This is a genomic window from Phycisphaerales bacterium AB-hyl4 (assembly GCA_041821185.1).
GTDB lineage: Bacteria > Planctomycetota > Phycisphaerae > Phycisphaerales > Phycisphaeraceae > Natronomicrosphaera > Natronomicrosphaera hydrolytica.
Genome location: JBGUBD010000017.1, coordinates 15,980 through 33,761 on the forward strand (window position 1 = coordinate 15,980; position 17,782 = coordinate 33,761).

Below are 17,782 nucleotides of genomic sequence, written 5' to 3' on the forward strand. Positions count from 1 at the left end.
GGCAATGTACGGGCGTACGCCTGCGCGGGGCGACGGCGGCGGGCGTAGCGCAAACGTTAAATCGCTGAGCACGGCCGGATCATGTGCGCGCTTTGTGTTTGACAGTGGAGGCGCTTGTGGCGGGGCGAAGCGACTTGTCCGCCAGTTGCCAGAATGCTTCGAGTAGACGGTTGGGCTGACGGTCGCGTCGGCGGATCATCGCGAGCGTACGGCGGGGGGCGTTGCCGTCGAGCTGGCGGTAGGTGCGCTTGCGGCTGCGGTCGGCGCGGGCAGCCATTTCAGGGACAAGGGAGACGCCTTGCCCCAGGCCAACCATTTCCTGCACGGTGAGCATCTGGGCCGAGGTGCACGCGATCATGGGTGCGCAGGTGTGCTGGCGGCAGAAGCCGACGATCTGCTCGCCGAGGCAGTGCGTTTCGTCGATGAGCACGAACGGCTCGTCGTCGAGGTCGCGGATGTCGACGCGCTTACGGCTTTCCAGTCGATGGCCCGCCGGCATCGCCAGCAGCAGCGGCTCGTCGAACAGCGGTTCGACGGTCAGCCGATCGTCGTCCACCGGCAGCGCGACGAAGGCAAGGTCTACATCGCCGCTGGCCACGGCGGCAACCACCTTGGCGGTGAAATCCTCCCGCACCGTCAGCCGACCACGCGGGTACGACCGCTGAAACGCATTGATCAGCGGCGGCAAAAGATAGGGTGCCACCGTCAGAATCGCCGCGACGGACACGCGGTCGGCCTGCCAGTCGCCCTCCGCTTTGGCATGGGCCTGGGCTTCGTCGACCAGGCGGAGGATGGCGGTGGCGCGGCCGTAAAGCGATCGGCCGGCGTCGGTCAGGCGGACAGATCGGCCAAGCCGTTCGAGCAACGGTTGGCCCAGATCGCGCTCAAGCTTCATGATCTGCTGACTCAACGACGGCTGCGACACCCGGCAACGCGCAGCGGCGCGCGTGAAGTGCTCAAGCTCGGCGACGGCGACGAAGTAGCGTAGCTGGTGAAGTTCCATAGGAAAAAACTATGATAGCTATTCAAACAATATATTTCACGAATCGACTCGCGGCAGCTACGCTGCTGCACAATGCGGCCGACGATTGGAGGTCGGCCGCTGGGAACCAGGGATGATTCGCACGAAGGGAACGCCACGATGAGCAACGCGAAGCAGGGCAACGGGCAAGGCAACGGTCACGAACGCAAGGTAACGCTCACCAGTGCCGAGGGGTGTCCGATCGCGGACAACCAGAACTCGCTCACCGCCGGGCCCCGCGGTCCGTTGCTGATGCAGGATGTCCAACTGCTCGAACAGATGCAGGCGTTCAACCGCGAGCGCATCCCCGAACGCGTCGTGCATGCCAAGGGGTCGGGGGCGTATGGCAAGCTGACCATTACCAACGACATCACGAAGTACAGCCGGGCGAAAATCTTTGAGAAGGTCGGCAAGGAAACCGAGTGCTTCCTGCGCTTTTCTACTGTCGCGGGCGAGCGAGGCGCCGCCGACGCGGAACGTGACGTGCGCGGTTTCGCGATCAAGTTCTATACGGAGGAAGGCAACTGGGACATGGTGGGCAACAACACGCCCGTGTTCTTTGTTCGCGATCCGTACAAGTTCGCTCACTTTATTCACACGCAGAAGCGCGACCCGAAGACCAACGTCCGCGACATGAACATGCAGTGGGACTTCTGGTCGCTGAGCCCGGAGTCGTTACATCAGGTGACGATTCTGTTCAGCGATCGCGGCCTGCCCGCGAGCTACCGCCACATGCACGGCTTCGGCAGCCACACCTATTCGCTGATCAACGCCAACGGCGAGCGCGTCTGGTGCAAGTTCCACTTCAAGAGCAAGCAGGGCATCAAGACGATCACCGACGAAGAGTCGGCCGCCACCATCGCCGCCGACCGCGAGTCGCATCAACGCGACCTGTTCGAGTCGATCGAGAAGGGCGACTACCCCAAATGGCGGTTCTGCATTCAGGTGATGACCGAAGCGCAGGCGAAGCAGTTTCAGTTCAACCCGTTTGATCTGACCAAGGTCTGGCCACATGCGGAGTTCCCGCTGATTGAAGTGGGTGAGCTGGAGTTGAACCGCAACCCGGAGAATTACTTCGCGGAGGTGGAGCAGTCGTCGTTCAGTCCGTCGTCGCTCGTGCCGGGCATTGCGGCGAGCCCGGACAAGATGTTGCAGGCGAGGCTGATGAGTTACGCCGACGCGCATCGGTATCGGGTGGGCACGAATTTTCAGCAGCTGCCGGTGAACAAGCCGCGCTGCCCGGTGATGCATTATCAGCGTGACGGTTTCATGAGCGTCGGCCAGGGCGGGGCTTCGCCGAACTACGAGCCGAACAGTTACGACGATGCGCCGAAGGAAGCGCCGGAGTACGCGGAGCCGGGCTTGCCGTTGGGTGATGTGACGGCCGACCGTTTCAATCACCGCGAAGGCAACGACGATTACACCCAGCCTGGCAACCTCTACCGCCTGTTCGACGAAGGGCAGAAGCAGCGGTTGGCCAGCGCGATCGCCGGCGCGCTGGGACAGGCCCGACGTGAGATTCAAGAGCGTCAGCTTTGCCACTTCTTCCGGGCCGACCCGGATTACGGCAAGCGTGTGGCGGACGCGCTGGGCATTGATGTGAGTGAGATGATGCCGGAGTCGCAGACCGGCGCGACGAACTGATTCGACATGACCGAGCCCCCTTGTTTTCCGGCCCCGTTGCGTGTCCATGTTTTCGGCGATGCCAGGCGCTTGCCCCCGCGCCTGCTCGACGCGGACGCTGCGACGGGGCCGGTTTTTATTTGATTCAGCGGGGGCGAACGCCAGGTTGTGGATTTACACCGGGTCGTTGATTTACGCCAAGACGCCAAGAAGAAAAAGACAGAAGGCAGAACAATAGAAACCGCAGATGAACGCCGATAAACGCGGATAAGAGTTGGAATTTCTTCCCTCCGCGTTCATCGGCGTTCATCCGCGGTTTCAAATCCCTCCCCCCTGCCTTGTCCTTGGCGTCTTGGCGTAAATCAGTCTGATTGCGCGATCGAGTCGGGCGAAACTGGTGCATGGCGGCGGTTTGGCCGATACATTAGAACGGTTGTGACACAGACGCAGACATCCCGGTCGGCTGAGGGCGTGTCGAAGCCCGGCGCGGCGCGGCCGCTGTGCGTCGACCTTGACGGCACGCTGGTGGCCACGGACACGGTGTGGGAGGCGATATTGCACCTGCTGCGGTATCGGCCGTGGGTGGTGTGGCGGCTGCCGGTGCTGGCGGCGCAGGGGTTGCCCAACCTCAAGGCGTGGCTGGCGGATGAGGTGGTGGTGGATGTGGCGACGCTGCCTTACCGGTCGGCAGTGGTGGAATTTCTCAAACAGCAAAAAAGCGACGGCCGACGGTTGATCCTCGCGACGGGGGCGGACGAGCGGTTCGCTCGCGACGTGGCGGCGCATGTGGGCCTGTTTGATGAGGTGGTGGGCACGCGAACGGGGCGCAACTGCACGGGCTCGGGTAAATGCCAGGCCATCGCCAGCACGCTGGGCGACGGCGTGGCGTTTGACTACATCGGCGACTCGCGGGCAGACGTGGCGGTGTGGCAGTCGGCGGATCGGGCGTACATGGTGAACCCGACGTCGAGCGTGCATCGGCGGGTGCACGCGGGCGGCCGACTCGAGCAAGTGTTCCGCGATCCGGGCGGAGGCAATCGGCTGATGGCGTTGCTGGTGAGCATGCGGCCGCAGCAATGGGTGAAGAACCTGCTGCTGGCGGCGCCGATGTTGCTCGGCCAGCAGTTGTTCGACCCCGTGCGATGGTGGTTGCTGCTGGTTGCCATTGCGTGTTTCAGCCTGGCGGCGTCGGTGGTGTACCTGATTAATGATCTGTTCGACTTGAAGGCGGACCGGCTGCATCCGAGCAAGCGGCATCGGCCGTTGGCGGCGGGGGTGCTGCCGATTCCGTGGGCGCTGGCGGCGGTGCCGGTGTTGCTGGTGATGGCGTTGGGGCTGGCGGCGGCGGTGCTGCCTGCGGCGTTCGTGGGGCTGGTGGCGGGGTATGTCGCGCTGGCGCTGATGTATTCGTGGGCGGTGAAGGGCAAGGCGATCCTCGATGTGATCTGGCTGGCTGGGCTTTATACGCTGCGGCTGATCGCCGGCGGCGTGGCGGTGGCGGTGTTGCCGTCGGCGTGGTTGCTGGGGCTGTCGATGTTCTGCTTCCTGTCGCTGGCCTTTGCCAAGCGTTACGCCGAGTTGGGGCGAATCGCACGTGAGCAGGGCACGGCCGCGGCGGGACGCGACTACCAGGTCTCCGACATGTCACTGATCGGCACGGCTGGCCTGGTGGCGGGCTACATGGCGGTGCTGGTCTTCGCGCTCTACATCAACAGCGATGTTGTCACGGAGCTTTATACGCAGCCGGTGGCGCTGTGGCTGATCTGCCCGCTGTTGGTGTACTGGTTTACACGGCTATGGCTGAAGGCGCATCGGCAGGAAATGCGCGACGACCCGCTGATGTTCACCTTGACCGACCCGGCGACGTATGGCGTGGGCCTGCTGGTCGTAATCGTCGCGGTGGTCGCGGCGTGGCCGGGGTGAGATTGGGTTTCGAGTTTCTGGTTTCGAGTTTAGAGTTGGGTAGACGCCCACGGCGTGACGCCGTGGGCGTCGGTGTTGTTGGAGCCTGATCGTCACACGACGGTTTCGGCTTTGCGCTGTCCGAAGAACGCTTTCGATGGTGCGGGGAACAGCAGGTAGAGCAGCAGATCGCGGTGCGATTTGAGCAGCGGGCCGACTTCTTCGATTGTCTTGGCGAGGTCGACTTTAGGAGCGTAGTTGGCCGGTCGTTCGCTGAAGGTCTTGCCGTCGGGCGAGCACTTTCGGATCACTTCGGGCGAGGCCTTGCCGGGCAGCCTGCCATACTTCCCGAGCACCATGCTGCGGAATTCGTTGGTCGCCATGCCGTAGCGGTTGCCGGTGATGATGTTCATCGCGGCCTGCGTGCCGACGATCTGGCTGGTGGGCGTGACCAGTGGCACGTAGCCGGCCTCGGCACGAACCTTGGGGATCTCGGCGAGGATCTGCGGCAACTGGTCGAGCTTGTCCTGGTCTTTGAGTTGTTTGTGGAGGTTGGAGATCATGCCGCCGGGCACTTGCGCGTCGAGCTGGTTGCGGTCGACGGGAGCGAAGCCCTGGGGCACGAGAATTTCATCTTCGACGATGGCGATCGCCTGTTCGATCTTGTCGCGGTCACGGCTTTGCACAAGTTCGACGACGGTGGCGAGCTTGTGCTTGACGTCGTCGGCTATCGTGGCGGGCCAGGGGTTGCCGAAGTGTTCCGGATCGCGGTCCGCGTCGTGCAGCTCCTTGCGGATCTTGCGCAGCTCGGCGTCGATCTTGTCCGCCAGGCGGAGGTCGACATTGGTTTCGTAGCCTGCGATTTTCGCGGCTTCGTTGAGCAGTTCGACAGACGGCTGCGACGTGCCGCCCGCCATGGGGCCGTGGCAGGTGTCCAGATGATCGACGCCCGCGAGCATGCCGGCGATGTAGGCGGTCGTCGCCAGGCCGTTCGTGCAGTGTGAGTGCAGGGTGATGGTCACGTCGCCGAAGCGTTCGCGTAACGCCTGCACGAGTTCGATGCAGTCGGCGGGGTGGAGCAGGCCGGCCATGTCTTTGATGGCAAGCGAGTCCGCGCCGTTGTCGAGCACGGTCTGTGCGAAGCGGAGGAAGTGGTCAAGGTCGTGGACGGGCGACGTGGTGTAGCTCATCGCCGCTTCCGCGTGGCCGTTGAAGGTCTTGGTGGCCATGATCGCGGTCTGGAGATTCCGCGCATCGTTGAGTGCGTCGAAGATGCGGATGCGATCGTTGCCGGACTTGACGGCTTCCTTGATGAACTCGAAGACGACGTTGTCGGCGTAGGGCGTGTAGCCGAAGAGGTTCTGCCCACGGCAAAGCGAGCGGATCTGGATGTCAGGCCCGAGCGTCTGGCGGAAGCGATCGAGTCGTTCCCATGGGTCGTCGTTGGTGAATCGGAGGCAGGCGTCGAGGGTCGCTCCGCCCCAGAGTTCGAGGATGTTGTAGCCGGTGTCTTTGAGCAGGGGCAGGACGCGCATGCACTGCTCGGTGCTCATGCGTGTGGCGAGCAGGGACTGGTGTCCGTCGCGGAGGGAACAATCGATGAAGTTGATGGATTTACTCACGGCAGGGTCCTCTCGATTAGCCCTTGCTGACTATTGGAAGGTTAGCACAAAAGTCGGCTTCGCTCTGCCCCGGCGGGATGTGCCACGGCAATTATCCGTGGCGTCGGCGTGGTCGGCTTGTTCCGGCGGGGGGCGGTGAGTACGATTGCCGCTCGGCGTATGTTTTTCGCCGGTTTTCCTGCCTTACCTCCTGCTCTCCTGCGGATTGTTGCCATGTTCGCCGACCGCTTCGTCAGCCTGGGCCAACAGATCGAGCTGCAGCTTGCCAGCTTCGGCCGATTTTCCAACTTCGCGCTGGCCACCGCCGGCTGGACGTTGCGTGGTGCGGGGTCGCTGGGGCGGTTGCAATTGCTTCTGCCGCAGCTTTACGCGATCGGCACGCGCAGCCTGCCGGTGGTGATGCTCGTCGGCGGATTCGTCGGCGCGGTGATGGCGGTCGAGTCGTTTGCCCAGTTCCAGGCGTTCGGGCAGGAAGAGCGCCTCGGCGGGGTGATCAACATCGCCGTGGTCAAGCAGATCGGCCCGGTGCTGGCGGCGGTGATGATTGCCGGCCGAGTCGGCGGGGCGGTGGCGGCAGAGCTGGGCACGATGCGCGTCACCGAGCAGCTCGACGCGCTGCGCGTCATGGGGGCAGACCCGGTCAGCTACCTCGTCGTGCCGCGCGTGATCGCGTGTGTGATCATGCTGCCGATCCTCACGGTGTTCTCCGACCTGCTGGGCATCTTCGGCGGCTACCTGGTGACGGTGCAGGGCTTCGGTGTAGACGCCGGGGCCTACTGGCGATTTTCAGGCGACTTCGTCAGCTTCTGGGATGTGTTCACCGGGCTGTTCAAGAGCATCGTGTTCGGCCTGGCGATCGGGCTGATCAGTTGCTACAAGGGCTTCAACTGCTCCTCCGGGGCCGCGGGCGTCGGCCGAGCGGCCACCGACGCGTTTGTCGTCAGCTTCATCGCGATCATCGTCGCCAACTTCTTCCTCGCCTACCTGCTCAACGATGTGTACGCCATCATCTACGGCCAGTCGGCGGGCGCGACGCTCGCTGAATGAGGTGAATGATCTAGGGTGATCGTGACAGAACTCCCACGGATGCGATCCGTGGGCTTTATCTGTGGGCTTTATTTGTTGGTTTGTCGTCACTGGACAAACTGTTTGTGCGGGACGAGGATGAGGCGATGAGCGATTCCAAGCCGAGCGAACTGGCTATCCCCACCGAGGCGATCCCGACGCTGAAGGCCGTCGCGGATGCATTGTCGATCCGTCTGGGGCAACCGTTGAACTATGCGCAAACCTATATCGTCATGCGCAGCGCCCAGGCGAGCGGGGCGTTCGATGCGATTGGTTGCCGTGACTTTCTTGAGCACATGCAGGACCCGCGATTGATCGAAATGGTGGCTGCCCTGCTGGAGCAGCATCCGGAGTTGATCGCCGAGCTTCAGAGCAAGGCGAAGCTCCAGGGGTTTGAATGATGTATGGATCAGCCCTCAAACTCGGACTCTGTACATGAGGCTGACACCCACGGATTCAATCCGTGGGCTTCCAGCGCAGTAAAACGCCCCACCATGCAAGCATGCCGGGGCGTATCTTCTTTTGTGATAAGTGGGACCGCCGCGGGTCAGCCACGTTTGTCGGCGGGCACGTAATCGCGCTTCGTCGGCCCGGTGTAAACCTGACGAGGGCGATAGATACGCGTGTCTTCGTCCCACACTTCCTTGAAGTGGGCGATCCAGCCGGGCATACGGCCGATGGCGAACATCACCGTAAACATGTTCAGCGGAATGCCAAGCGCTCGCAGCAGGATGCCGCTGTAGAAGTCCACGTTCGGATAGAGGCCGCGTTCCTTGAAGAAGTCGTCCGCGAGGGCGACCTCCTCCAGCTTGCGGGCAATGTTCAGCAGCGGGTCGTTGATGTGGAGCTTCTTGAGCACCTTGTCGGTGGCTTCTTTGAGGATCTTCGCGCGAGGGTCGTAGCTCTTGTATACGCGGTGGCCGAAGCCCATGAGCTTGGTTTCGCGCTTGCGGACCTGGTCGAGGAAGACGTCGGGGTCGATGCCTTCGTCGTGGATCTGCTGGAGCATTTTGATGACCGCCACGTTCGCGCCGCCGTGCTTCCAGCCCCAGAGGGCACAGACGCCGGCGGAGCAGCTGGCGAAGAGGTTCGCGCCGCTGGAGGCGACCATGCGGACCGTGCTGGTCGAGCAGTTCTGCTCGTGGTCGGCGTGCAGGATCAGGAAAAGCTGCAAAGCCTTGACGACGTCCTGATCCATTTCATAGTCGGCGTAAGGCAGCGAGAACATCATGTGCAGGAAGTTCTCGGTGTAGCTCAAGCGCGGGCTGGGGTAGATGATCGGCTTGCCGGTGGACGTGCGAAAACTGGCCGCGGCGATGGTGCGTACCTTTGCCAGCAGGCGGGCGGCGGCAGACTCGAACGTTTTTTCGTCTTCCATATCCATCGCGTCGGGGTGATAGCAACTCACCGCGTTGATCATGGAAGAGAGGATGGCCATCGGGTGGCCGTTGGCGGGCAGGCCGTGGAAGACGTGGCGGAGGCCTTCGTGGAGCAGTTGGTGTTCGGTGAGCTGGGCTCGGAAGCTGTCGAGGCGTTGCTGGGTGGGCAGTTCGCCGTAGATCAGCAGAAGGGCGGTTTCGATAAAGGTGGATTGCTCGGCCAGTTGCTCGATGGGGATGCCGCGGTACCGGAGGATGCCTTTTTCGCCGTCGATATACGTGACCGCCGACTTGCACGAGCCTGTGTTGCCGTAGCCGTTGTCGAGGGTGATGTAGCCCGTGTCGGCTCGCAGGCTGGAAATGTCCAGTGCGTGCTCGTTTTCCGATCCCACGACGATGGGTAACTCGACGTTTTTGTCACCCAACTGCACCTTAGAGGTCTGATTCATCACGGACTGTTCCATAGGTAAAGACTCTCCCATCACCTCCAGGCGGCCGGCCAACTGCCTGAATATCGAGACCTTGATTGTAGGGACGCGTCATCGGTTATGCCAGTTGACAGCAGCGAGGGAGGCGAGCCGAACCTCGTGCTGGAGCGAATCTGGCGTTAATCGCTTCGCGCGCCCGGCGGCGGCGTGCGGTCCGGCATCGTGCCCTGCGGTCGGCCGACGATCAGGTAGATCAACGCGCCAAGCCAACTCAGCAGCACGATGACCAGCACCCAGATGACCTTGTCGTTGCCGTTGAAGTCCCGGCGGACGCAGTCGATCAACGCCCACAACCAGAACGCAAAAAGCCCTGCCACCACCGGCAGGACACAGCACATCAACAGCATGAGAAACAAGGGCAACGCGACGGTCACATCAGGCGATGGTTGGTGCATCCACGTTGCTTCCAAGAGTGTTTCGCCCCCACATATGCAAGCCGTTTCAACCTTGCAACATTTAGCCGCGGTGCTTGCACCGCGATCTTCGGCTCTGCGGGACCAAACGCGCGGACCAAGGCCCGCGGCTAAATAGGAGGCCGGGGTCGAAGCCGCGTTCTCGTGCTAGAAAAACATCCGCGGCCCGTCGGCCCCGAGCCATTCGACTTCATACGTGTCCAGCAACATGTCAACCGGGTCGTCCGAACCGGACCACACGCGATCGTCATCCTCGGCCGAGCTGACGAACTCCCCGTTGTACGCCAGCAGCCGTTGCGTCCAATACGACTCGAAATCCACACCCTCCGCCGCTGCGAACGCGGCGAGCAACTCGCGCTGCTCCGCTCGGCTGAGTGCGACGCGCTGCGTGGTCGGTTCGTGCATGTGGCCGACGATGCCCGGCCCGGGCACGTCGTTGTTCTGATCCGCCGACAGCACCGCCAGCAGCCCGGCCCCCAGCAGTCCGACCACCGCCACCGCCGCCGCCGCCCGCCACGCCGACGTCAGGCCGATACGCGCCAGCACGCCTTCGCGCCTGGCACGATGCGGCGCAACGGTGTGCGCGTCACGGCCGGGCAGCCGAGCCTCGGTCGCCGCGACGATCCGGTCCGCCATGCCCGTCGGCGGCTCGGGCGCACCGAGCGCCTCGTCCAGCAACGACTCCAAAGCCGGGTCGATCGCATCGTCACGCGTGCGAGGTGAGTTGTTGATGTCGTTCATGGCGTGTCTTTCATCTGCAGTACACATCCGCAATGCAGTCGGCATGATGTCAGCCGAGCGTTATGCCTGCTCTTCATGTTCCATAATCTTCCGCAGCTTGCCCAGTGCCCGATGTGCCCGCGCGAGCACCGTGCCCAGCGGCTGGCCGAGCGACTCGGCGATCTCCGCGAAGCTCAGCCCGGCCGTGTGCCGAAGGTGCAGCACTTCCCGGTCGGCGTCGTTGAGCTGGTCGACCGCCTCGGTCAGTTGGGCGACCGTCTCCGCTCGGCTGGCCTGCTCGTCGGGCCGATCGTCGCGCGGTGAGGCCGTGGGGCTGCCCATCGATCGCACGGTCGGCTCGACGCCTGCCCAGCCGCTCGGCTCGCCATCGGAGCCACTGCCCGGGCCCATGTCCATCGGCCGGGCGTGACGCTTGCGGCGGCGCATCTCGTCGCGCAGCTCGTTGATCGCCATCCGAAACAGCCATGCCTCGAACCTCCCGCGCTCCTCGTAGCTGGTCGTGTCGCCGAGCTTCACCACCAGCTTCACAAACGTGGCCTGAGTGAGTTCCTCAGCCAGATCACGGTCGCCGCATTGTCGCAACAGCAGGCCGTACATCCGCCCGCTGTAGGCACCCACCAGGCTGCGCCAGGCGTCTGCATCGCCCGCGGCGGCGCGCCGGAGCGTGTCTGGCAGATTCTGGTCCGGCGCACCGTGGTTCATGGTGTCCTGATTCTATAACGCGGGGGTGTGAGGCTTATTGCGGCGAGCCGGCACAAATGCGAAGTCGCCGTGTGTCAATATGTTAGATCTTACAGGCAACGGCCGGGCGAAACACGGCGGCTGTCAGCGCCGGGCGAATCGCTACCATAAGGCCCGCCTTCGCGGCGGGTGAACCGACTTGCCATGGATGGAGTGTTGCGATGCGAATAGTGATCGGCCTGATGGCCATGACGCTTGCCTTCAGCAGCGGATGCGCGACGCACCCGACCGCCGAACCCCGCTCGGCCATGCCCACGCCGGGCACGCAGGCCTACCAGCGGGCGGGCGATGAAATCGTCGTCGCCGGCCAGTTGTTTCACACCGGCACGCCCGTAGTGCTCTGGATGGACCCCGGCGGCTACGACGCCTACCGCGTCGAGCGACGGTTCGTCCCCTACGACCAGGCCTCGTGGGAAGCGTCCGCGGAAAAGCTGAACTGGCCCAACCGTTACGGCCTCCGCCGCCGCGACAACTGGCCCGCCGAGACGCTCGAACAGATCCGCGGCGGCGGCTGGGATCTACCCCTCCTGCAAGACGTCGTCGACCAATTCGTCATTCACTACGACGCCTCGGGCACCAGCCGACACTGCTTCAACATCCTGCACGACCATCGCGGCCTGAGCGCCCACTTCCTGCTCGACCTCGATGGCACGATCTACCAGACGCTCGACCTCAAAGAACGCGCCTGGCACGCCAGCGTCGCCAACGACCGCTCCGTCGGCATCGAGATCGCCAATATCGGCGCCTACACCCCCGGCCGAGACGAGCCGCTCCAACGCTGGTACGGCACCGACGAAACCGGCCAACCTTATATCACCATCCCCGAAGCCCACGGCGACGGCGGCATCCGCACGCCCGACTTCGTCGGCCGACCGGCTCGCAGCGAGCCCATCTACGGCTCGATCAACGGCCGCGACCTCAAACAATATGACCTGACCCCCGAACAATACGAAGCACTCATCAAACTCACCGCAGCCCTATGGGAAATCTTCCCCAACATGGCAGACGACGTGCCGCGCGATGACGCAGGCGAGATGATTTTCGACCGCCCCCTGACCGCCGACGAACTCGCGACGTTTCGCGGACTGCTCGGCCATCACCACGTCACATCCGGCAAGGTCGACCCTGGCCCGGCGTTTCAATGGGACCACGTGCTCAACGAAGCACGCAAGCACCACCGCGACCGCTGACGCCACTGCTGACGCTGGATTCAGCCGTTCTCCAACACCCACTGCACCGCGTGGCGGACGAGTTCGTTGTTGTTTTCGAGGTTGAGCTTGGTCTTGATGTGTTCGCGATGGGTTTCGATGGTCTTGGGGCTGAGGTGCAGACTCTTGGCGATCTGCTTCGTGGTCTTGCCCTGGCCGATCATTTCGAAAACTTCGAGTTCGCGGTCGGAGAGGGTGTCGATGGGCGAGTCGCCGGCCCGGCCGTCGTTTCGCATCATCCGCTGGAGCACGCGTTCGGTGATCGGGCCCGAAAGATAGATTCGCCCGGTGAGGATCTGACGGATCGCTTCGATGATACGATCCGTGCCTTCGGATTTGTTGATGTAGCCCATCGCACCGGCGCGAAGGGCGCGCTCGGCGTAAAGCAGCTCATCGTGCATCGAGGAGACGAGCATTTTCGTCTGACTGCCCTCGGCCTTGACCTGCTTGATCAGCTCCAGGCCGTTGCCGCCGCCGAGGCTGATGTCGATCACCGCCACATCGGGCTGGTGCTTGCGAATCGCATCGAGCGCATCCGCCGCGTTGGAAGCCTTTTCGCAGACCTCCAGCCCTGTCGTGTCATCGATCAGTTGCGCCAGACCATGCCGAACGATCGGATGGTCGTCCACAATCAAAATAGTGGCATTGCCCGCATCACGATTCAAAAAACTGGAGCCTGTGGTGCTGGGTGTGTCGGTGGTCATGGCGAATTCACTTTTCTCGAAAGGTACATCGAACACAAGTGCCGCCCTGGTCGCGCGGCTCCACGGAAAGGTCGGCGCCGATCACCGACGCGCGATGATGCATGATTCGAAGTCCGATTCCCTCCATCTTTATAGCGTCGTCCGGCATCCCGCAGCCATCGTCAGCCACAAGAATCTCAAAACGCGCCTGTTCATCCCGCGCCAGACAAACTTCGATCCGACTCGGCTGGGCGTGTTTCACCGCGTTACGCATCGCCTCCTGAACAACGCGAAACAAGTGATTCGTAGCATGCCGTTCCAGTTTCGGGGCCTCTGTCCGGGCATCCAACCGACATGCTATACCATATTGTGCTTCGGTCGTGCGAACGAGTTCAGTCAGGGCTTCTACTAAGTCGCTCGAGTCAAGATCCACCGGATACAGCCCCCGAGCGACCGCGCGAACGTTCTCCAACGCTCGGCGAAGCCCCTCCGCCAGCTCGTGCACACGCTCGGCCTCACCGCGGCCCTCTTCGCGCAACTGATTACGAAGATTTTGCGCCATAAAGCTCAGTCCGGTCAACTCCTGTCCGAGGTTATCGTGCAATTCCTGCCCGATCCGCTGCTGTTCCCGCAGCGACAACTCCGTCAAAGCAGCGTCCAGATCCTTCTGGTCGGTGATGTCCTGCGTGATGGCGATGGCGTATAGCGGGGCCCCCGTCCGGTCCCGGATGAGCGAGGCGTTGCATTGCACCCAGATCGCCCGGCCGTCTTTGTGCACCAGGCGCTTTTGCATGTCGTAGTACTCGGCCTCGCCGGTGAGCAGCTTGATGCAGCGATCCTCGGCGGTGCCACGCTCGTCTTCGTGCGTCAATTCATGGATGGTCAACTGGCGAAGCTGGGCTTCGTTGTAGCCGAGCATCTGCTGCATGGCCAGATTGGCCTCGGCCAGCTTGCCGTCGGGGTTGATCAGCGCGATGCCCAGTTGCGTGCTCTCGAACACTGCCCGGAACCGCTGCACGCTTTCGCCCAGCGCTTCCTCGGCCCGCCGACGTTCGGTGATGTCTTCCAGCGTGCCGAGCACCTGGGCGACCCCGCCCTCTTCTGTGCGGGTGAAGCCGGTGACCCGGGCTTCGAACCAACGCCAGTCCCCGTCGCTGTGGCGGAGTCGGTACTCGGCGTCGATTACCGTGCCGGCGGGCGCGTCGGCGAGCTGTTCGAGCAGTCGGCGGAACGCGGCCCGATCGTCTTCATGGAAAAGCTGCACCAATTGACCGCGGTCCATCGCCTGAAGCTGAGCCTCGGTATAGCCGAGCATCGTGCGGACCTGCGAGTTGGCGTAGATGAGTTGGCTCTTGATCAGATCGACGACGACAAACAGCAACGGGGCCGTGTCCGCGACCGAATTGATAAAGTGCTCGCTGTCGCGCAAGTGCTTCGCAGCGCGTTCGCGTTCGACCACTCGGCCAAGTTGTGTGCCGATCTGTGTCATCACTTCAATCAACCGATCATCAGGCTGGATATTGCGCTCTGAGAAAAACTCCAGCACCGCCACCACCTGGTCCCCCGCCCAGACCGGCAACGCCATTGCCGTCCGCACCGCCTGCTCCTGCGCACGCAGGGTGCGAATCAGCGGCTCTTCCGATTCATGCATGCTCCAAGCGGGTCGGCCAGTCTGATAGACACGGCCGACGAGACCGACCCCCCGGCGAATAGAACTGCGACGGACCGCCTCCGTCAGCGCCGAATCATCTTCGATCTGCTCCGCTGTGGCGCAGTCCAGCAGCAGCAGATTGTCCCCCTCCGCCTCGTCAGGGAGGAACGCCAGCCCCACCATCCAACCCCCCGTGCGACAGACCTGTTCGAGCACCTGACGCACCGCCGACGCCAGGCCGGAAGATTCGTTGGCCGCCGCCGTCGTCGTCTGCATCAGACGCAGCCAGGCGGTGCGCTGTTCGACGTTTTTCTCCAATTGCCGATTCAAATTTTTCAGTTCATCTTCAAAGGTCTTACGGGCCACGGCTTGCGAAAGGATGTGTGCAACCGACTGAATAAAATTCACATCTTCCTGCGTGAAGCGACGCGGCCGAACGCTGTGCACCCCCAGCACCCCGAACGGACGGTGGCTGCCCTGAATCACCACGCTCAAGCCGCTGATCACGCTGGCGTGGCGAAGCAGCGGCGGCCCCGAAAAACGCTGTTCATTGCCCAGGTCGTCAACCACCACCGGCGTGCCCACCGCCAGCGTATAGCCCGCCTGCGAGTCCAGCCCCGCATCCACGCGCGCATGCCCCACCATCCCCGGCTCCCACCCCACGCCCGACCGCAGCAACAACTCCATCCGCCCGGGCAACAGCTCCAGCACCTTGGCGTACTCCACGCACAGCGTCCGCGCCACCGCCTTCGTCGCTTCGTCCATCAGCAGCTGAAGGTCCGTCCCCTCCAGCGCACGCTGGCCCAGCTCGGCGACCACGGCCTGCTGCGCGACGCGGCACTGGCTTTGATCGACCAGGTCGCGCAGGCGGGTCACATCGGTGAACGTGAGCACGACGCCTTCGATCCGGTTCTGAGCCGTGCGGTACGGCAGCACGCGCATCGTGTACCACGTGCCCGTCGCGGTGCGGATTTCTTTCTCCACCGGCGACAGCCGATCCAGCACCGCCGCGGCCTCGCCCAGCAGACTCTCGTCGGTCAGCCGCATCATCGCGCGGTTGATCGGCCGACCGCGATCGCTCGTCTCCAGCCCCAGCAGCCGCGCTGCCGACGGGGTGAACCGCTTGATGCACAGGTCCGTGTCAAGAAACACGGTGGCGATGTCCGTGCTCGCGAGAAAATTGGAGATGTCATTGTTCGCCTGCTCCAGCTGGTCGACCTTTTCCTGCAACTGCGTGTTGAGCGAACGCAGCTCCTCGTTGAGCGACTGCAATTCTTCCTGCGAGGTTTCCAGTTCCTCGTTGGCCGACTGCAACTCCTCGTTCATCGACATGACCTGTTCGTTGGAGCTGCGCAACTGGTCGTTGGAGCATTCGAACTGGTCGATGGTGGCCTGGAGGTCCTCGCGGACGATGCTCAGCTCGTGTTCGAGTTGGGCAATCGTGTGCTTGCGGTCGAGGTCAGAGCCATCGCCATCGCCGTCGCCGTCGGCCGAGGGGGAGTGGCTGCCAGTGGAGAAGGCGTCTTCGAAAACCACCATCAGCACAGGCGCGTCGGCGGTGGTGTCCTGATTCACCGGGCGAACCGTCATGCGCACCAGGCTTGAGCCGGCGCTGGTCGCGGCGGTGACGGCCACGGGCCGACGGGTCTGAAGCGTTTCGTGCACGCCAGCTCGGAGCCGGTGTTGCGCCGGCTCGTCGAGCATGCTCAGGAGGTTGAGGCTTGGCTCGCCTTCGGGCAGGTGCAGGTAGCGGCGCGTCGGGCCATGCAGATGCAGGATCTCGTACTGCCCGTTGATCGCGACGCATGCCGGAGCGTACTCCTGCATCACGATCCGCCGAATGGTTTCGCCCAGGTTGCTGTGACTCTCGACACGGCGTGGGGGCGTCGGCCGCGTGTGCGTACGCTCCGCACCGGTCAGTACCGGAAAGGCGGCGGGCTGTCGGCGGGCGGCGGGCAGCTTGTGGTACACCCGGCGTTCGTCGGCGACCGGGGCGAACAGCTCGCGCTTACGGCCGACGCTTTCCGAATGGCCCAACACGAGGTAGCCCTCGTCCGCGATCGCCATGTGAAACAGCGACAGCAGCCGAGCCTGGATGTCCGGCTCCAGGTAGATCATCAGGTTTCGGCAGCAGATCAGGTTCAGCCGAAGGAACGGCGGATCGGTCAGCAGGTTTTGCGGCGCGAAGACGATCGATTCGCGAAGCGACTTACGCACCCGGTACGTGCGGTCCGGCTGCTTGTGGAAGAATCGCTGTAGCCGATGTTCGTCAATGTCGGTCGAAATCTCGTTGGGGTATCGGCCGGCGCGGGCGAATTCCAGCGCCCGGCGGTCGATGTCGGTGGCGAACACCTGCAACTGCGACGCCGCCTTGTCGCCTAACGCTTCGTGAAACAGCATCGCGAGCGTGTAGGCCTCTTCCCCGGTGGCGCAGCCGGGCACCCAGACGCGGATCGGCGGGGCGTTGGCGGAACGCTGTTTGACGATGTCGGGAATCGCCTGTTCTTCGAGAATGCGGAACGTCTCCGGCTCGCGGAAAAACGCCGTGACGCTGATCAGCAGATCCTGAAGCAAACGCTGCGCCTCATCCGGCCGCTGCTCAAGCAGGTGGACGTAGCCGGCAAGGTCCGACGTGCAAGCCAGGGCCATCCGCCTTTCGATCCGTCGGCGAATCATGCTCTTCTTATAAGGCCGAAAGTCGCAGCCCGTGACGTTGCAAACCTGCTCCAGCACACAATTGAACAACTGGTCGACATCGGTCGTGCCCTCCGCAGCGCGTGACGCATCGATCGATGAATCGATCGGTGACGCATCGTCTCGCGTTGGTGGAGAAGGTTCACGCTCAGTCATGATCAGTGTTCCGTGCAAAAAACCACGCCGAGGCCGGGCTCAGCGTCGAAACAGCGAGGTGGCAAGGCTGCGGACCAAACATGCCAAAATCAGGTGGCACAATATGAGTCCACCCGGCGTCCATTTTGATGTCGAAAATGAAGCCCCTCTACATCTCAACATGGAGTATCCGGGTCATCTGGCAATCCGACGCTTTTTCCAACGTCGGGGGCGGTGTCGCGATCCAGCACAGCAAAGATCTACTAGCGACCGCAAGTGCCAGTGGCGAGCGACATCTGCCAGTGGCGAGCGACATCATAGTTTCTCCAGATTGCCTTGGCTTCTCCATTTCACAAAAAAATTCAAGTTTTAATGGCTGTTTAACCGTGGTACGGATGGGGTAAATCATTTGTGTT

13 protein-coding genes are annotated in these 17,782 nt (G+C 62.9%); 5 read left to right on the forward strand and 8 right to left on the reverse strand.

The window, feature by feature from the left end:
- Nucleotides 1-79: 79 nt before the first annotated feature.
- Nucleotides 80-1,003, reverse strand: coding sequence for a LysR family transcriptional regulator (locus ACERK3_18180; protein MFA9480205.1), 924 nt, complete (start codon nt 1,001-1,003; stop codon nt 80-82).
- 138 nt (nt 1,004-1,141) lie between these two features.
- On the opposite strand from ACERK3_18180, the gene ACERK3_18185 reads away from it, so the two are divergent.
- Together ACERK3_18185 and ACERK3_18190 are read left to right on the forward strand one after the other, a co-directional pair.
- Nucleotides 1,142-2,665: a catalase gene (locus tag ACERK3_18185; GenBank protein ID MFA9480206.1), complete on the forward strand. Its 1,524-nt coding sequence runs from the start codon at nt 1,142-1,144 to the stop codon at nt 2,663-2,665.
- 414 nt (nt 2,666-3,079) lie between these two features.
- Entirely contained in the window at nt 3,080-4,567 is a 1,488-nt protein-coding gene (locus ACERK3_18190) for a UbiA family prenyltransferase (GenBank protein MFA9480207.1), read from the forward strand.
- A 92-nt stretch (nt 4,568-4,659) separates the two neighbouring features.
- Here ACERK3_18190 and ACERK3_18195 read toward each other — a convergent pair whose 3' ends face one another.
- Complete coding sequence (locus ACERK3_18195) at nt 4,660-6,168, reverse strand: oxaloacetate decarboxylase subunit alpha (GenBank protein ID MFA9480208.1); 1,509 nt, start codon at nt 6,166-6,168, stop codon at nt 4,660-4,662.
- A 213-nt stretch (nt 6,169-6,381) separates the two neighbouring features.
- Between ACERK3_18195 and ACERK3_18200 the strand changes: the two genes are divergently transcribed.
- Together ACERK3_18200 and ACERK3_18205 are read left to right on the forward strand one after the other, a co-directional pair.
- Entirely contained in the window at nt 6,382-7,215 is an 834-nt protein-coding gene (locus ACERK3_18200) for an MlaE family ABC transporter permease (protein ID MFA9480209.1), read from the forward strand.
- Nucleotides 7,216-7,340: 125 nt separating this feature from the next.
- Nucleotides 7,341-7,634: a hypothetical protein gene (locus ACERK3_18205; protein ID MFA9480210.1), complete on the forward strand. Its 294-nt coding sequence runs from the start codon at nt 7,341-7,343 to the stop codon at nt 7,632-7,634.
- A 146-nt stretch (nt 7,635-7,780) separates the two neighbouring features.
- Here the strand turns inward: ACERK3_18205 and ACERK3_18210 are convergent, their stop codons facing one another.
- The 4 genes from ACERK3_18210 to ACERK3_18225 form a co-directional block, all read right to left on the reverse strand.
- Entirely contained in the window at nt 7,781-9,061 is a 1,281-nt protein-coding gene (locus ACERK3_18210) for a citrate synthase (protein ID MFA9480211.1), read from the reverse strand.
- A gap of 158 nt (nt 9,062-9,219) precedes the next feature.
- On the reverse strand, nt 9,220-9,495 hold the full coding sequence (locus ACERK3_18215; GenBank protein MFA9480212.1) for a PLD nuclease N-terminal domain-containing protein: 276 nt from the start codon (nt 9,493-9,495) through the stop codon (nt 9,220-9,222).
- Nucleotides 9,496-9,660: 165 nt separating this feature from the next.
- Complete coding sequence (locus tag ACERK3_18220) at nt 9,661-10,254, reverse strand: hypothetical protein (protein MFA9480213.1); 594 nt, start codon at nt 10,252-10,254, stop codon at nt 9,661-9,663.
- Between the two features lie 60 nt (nt 10,255-10,314).
- On the reverse strand, nt 10,315-10,956 hold the full coding sequence (locus ACERK3_18225) for an RNA polymerase sigma factor (GenBank protein ID MFA9480214.1): 642 nt from the start codon (nt 10,954-10,956) through the stop codon (nt 10,315-10,317).
- A 200-nt stretch (nt 10,957-11,156) separates the two neighbouring features.
- Here ACERK3_18225 and ACERK3_18230 point away from each other — a divergent pair, with 200 nt between their 5' ends.
- Nucleotides 11,157-12,185: an N-acetylmuramoyl-L-alanine amidase gene (locus ACERK3_18230; protein MFA9480215.1), complete on the forward strand. Its 1,029-nt coding sequence runs from the start codon at nt 11,157-11,159 to the stop codon at nt 12,183-12,185.
- Nucleotides 12,186-12,205: 20 nt separating this feature from the next.
- Here ACERK3_18230 and ACERK3_18235 read toward each other — a convergent pair whose 3' ends face one another.
- Entirely contained in the window at nt 12,206-12,907 is a 702-nt protein-coding gene (locus tag ACERK3_18235) for a response regulator (protein ID MFA9480216.1), read from the reverse strand.
- Between the two features lie 7 nt (nt 12,908-12,914).
- On the reverse strand, nt 12,915-17,387 hold the full coding sequence (locus ACERK3_18240) for a CheR family methyltransferase (GenBank protein ID MFA9480217.1): 4,473 nt from the start codon (nt 17,385-17,387) through the stop codon (nt 12,915-12,917).
- Nucleotides 17,388-17,782: the final 395 nt, after the last annotated feature.

Excerpts from the sequence above, each read along its gene's own strand:
- ACERK3_18220 (MFA9480213.1), bottom strand. The coding sequence starts at position 10,254 with ATGAACGACATCAACAACTCACCTCGCACGCGTGACGATGCGATCGAC.
- ACERK3_18205 (MFA9480210.1), top strand. The coding sequence starts at position 7,341 with ATGAGCGATTCCAAGCCGAGCGAACTGGCTATCCCCACCGAGGCGATC.
- ACERK3_18225 (MFA9480214.1), bottom strand. The coding sequence starts at position 10,956 with ATGAACCACGGTGCGCCGGACCAGAATCTGCCAGACACGCTCCGGCGC.
- ACERK3_18210 (MFA9480211.1), bottom strand. The coding sequence starts at position 9,061 with ATGAATCAGACCTCTAAGGTGCAGTTGGGTGACAAAAACGTCGAGTTA.
- ACERK3_18185 (MFA9480206.1), top strand. The coding sequence starts at position 1,142 with ATGAGCAACGCGAAGCAGGGCAACGGGCAAGGCAACGGTCACGAACGC.
- ACERK3_18240 (MFA9480217.1), bottom strand. The coding sequence starts at position 17,387 with ATGACTGAGCGTGAACCTTCTCCACCAACGCGAGACGATGCGTCACCG.
- ACERK3_18230 (MFA9480215.1), top strand. The coding sequence starts at position 11,157 with ATGCGAATAGTGATCGGCCTGATGGCCATGACGCTTGCCTTCAGCAGC.
- ACERK3_18180 (MFA9480205.1), bottom strand. The coding sequence starts at position 1,003 with ATGGAACTTCACCAGCTACGCTACTTCGTCGCCGTCGCCGAGCTTGAG.
- ACERK3_18235 (MFA9480216.1), bottom strand. The coding sequence starts at position 12,907 with ATGACCACCGACACACCCAGCACCACAGGCTCCAGTTTTTTGAATCGT.
- ACERK3_18215 (MFA9480212.1), bottom strand. The coding sequence starts at position 9,495 with ATGCACCAACCATCGCCTGATGTGACCGTCGCGTTGCCCTTGTTTCTC.
- ACERK3_18200 (MFA9480209.1), top strand. The coding sequence starts at position 6,382 with ATGTTCGCCGACCGCTTCGTCAGCCTGGGCCAACAGATCGAGCTGCAG.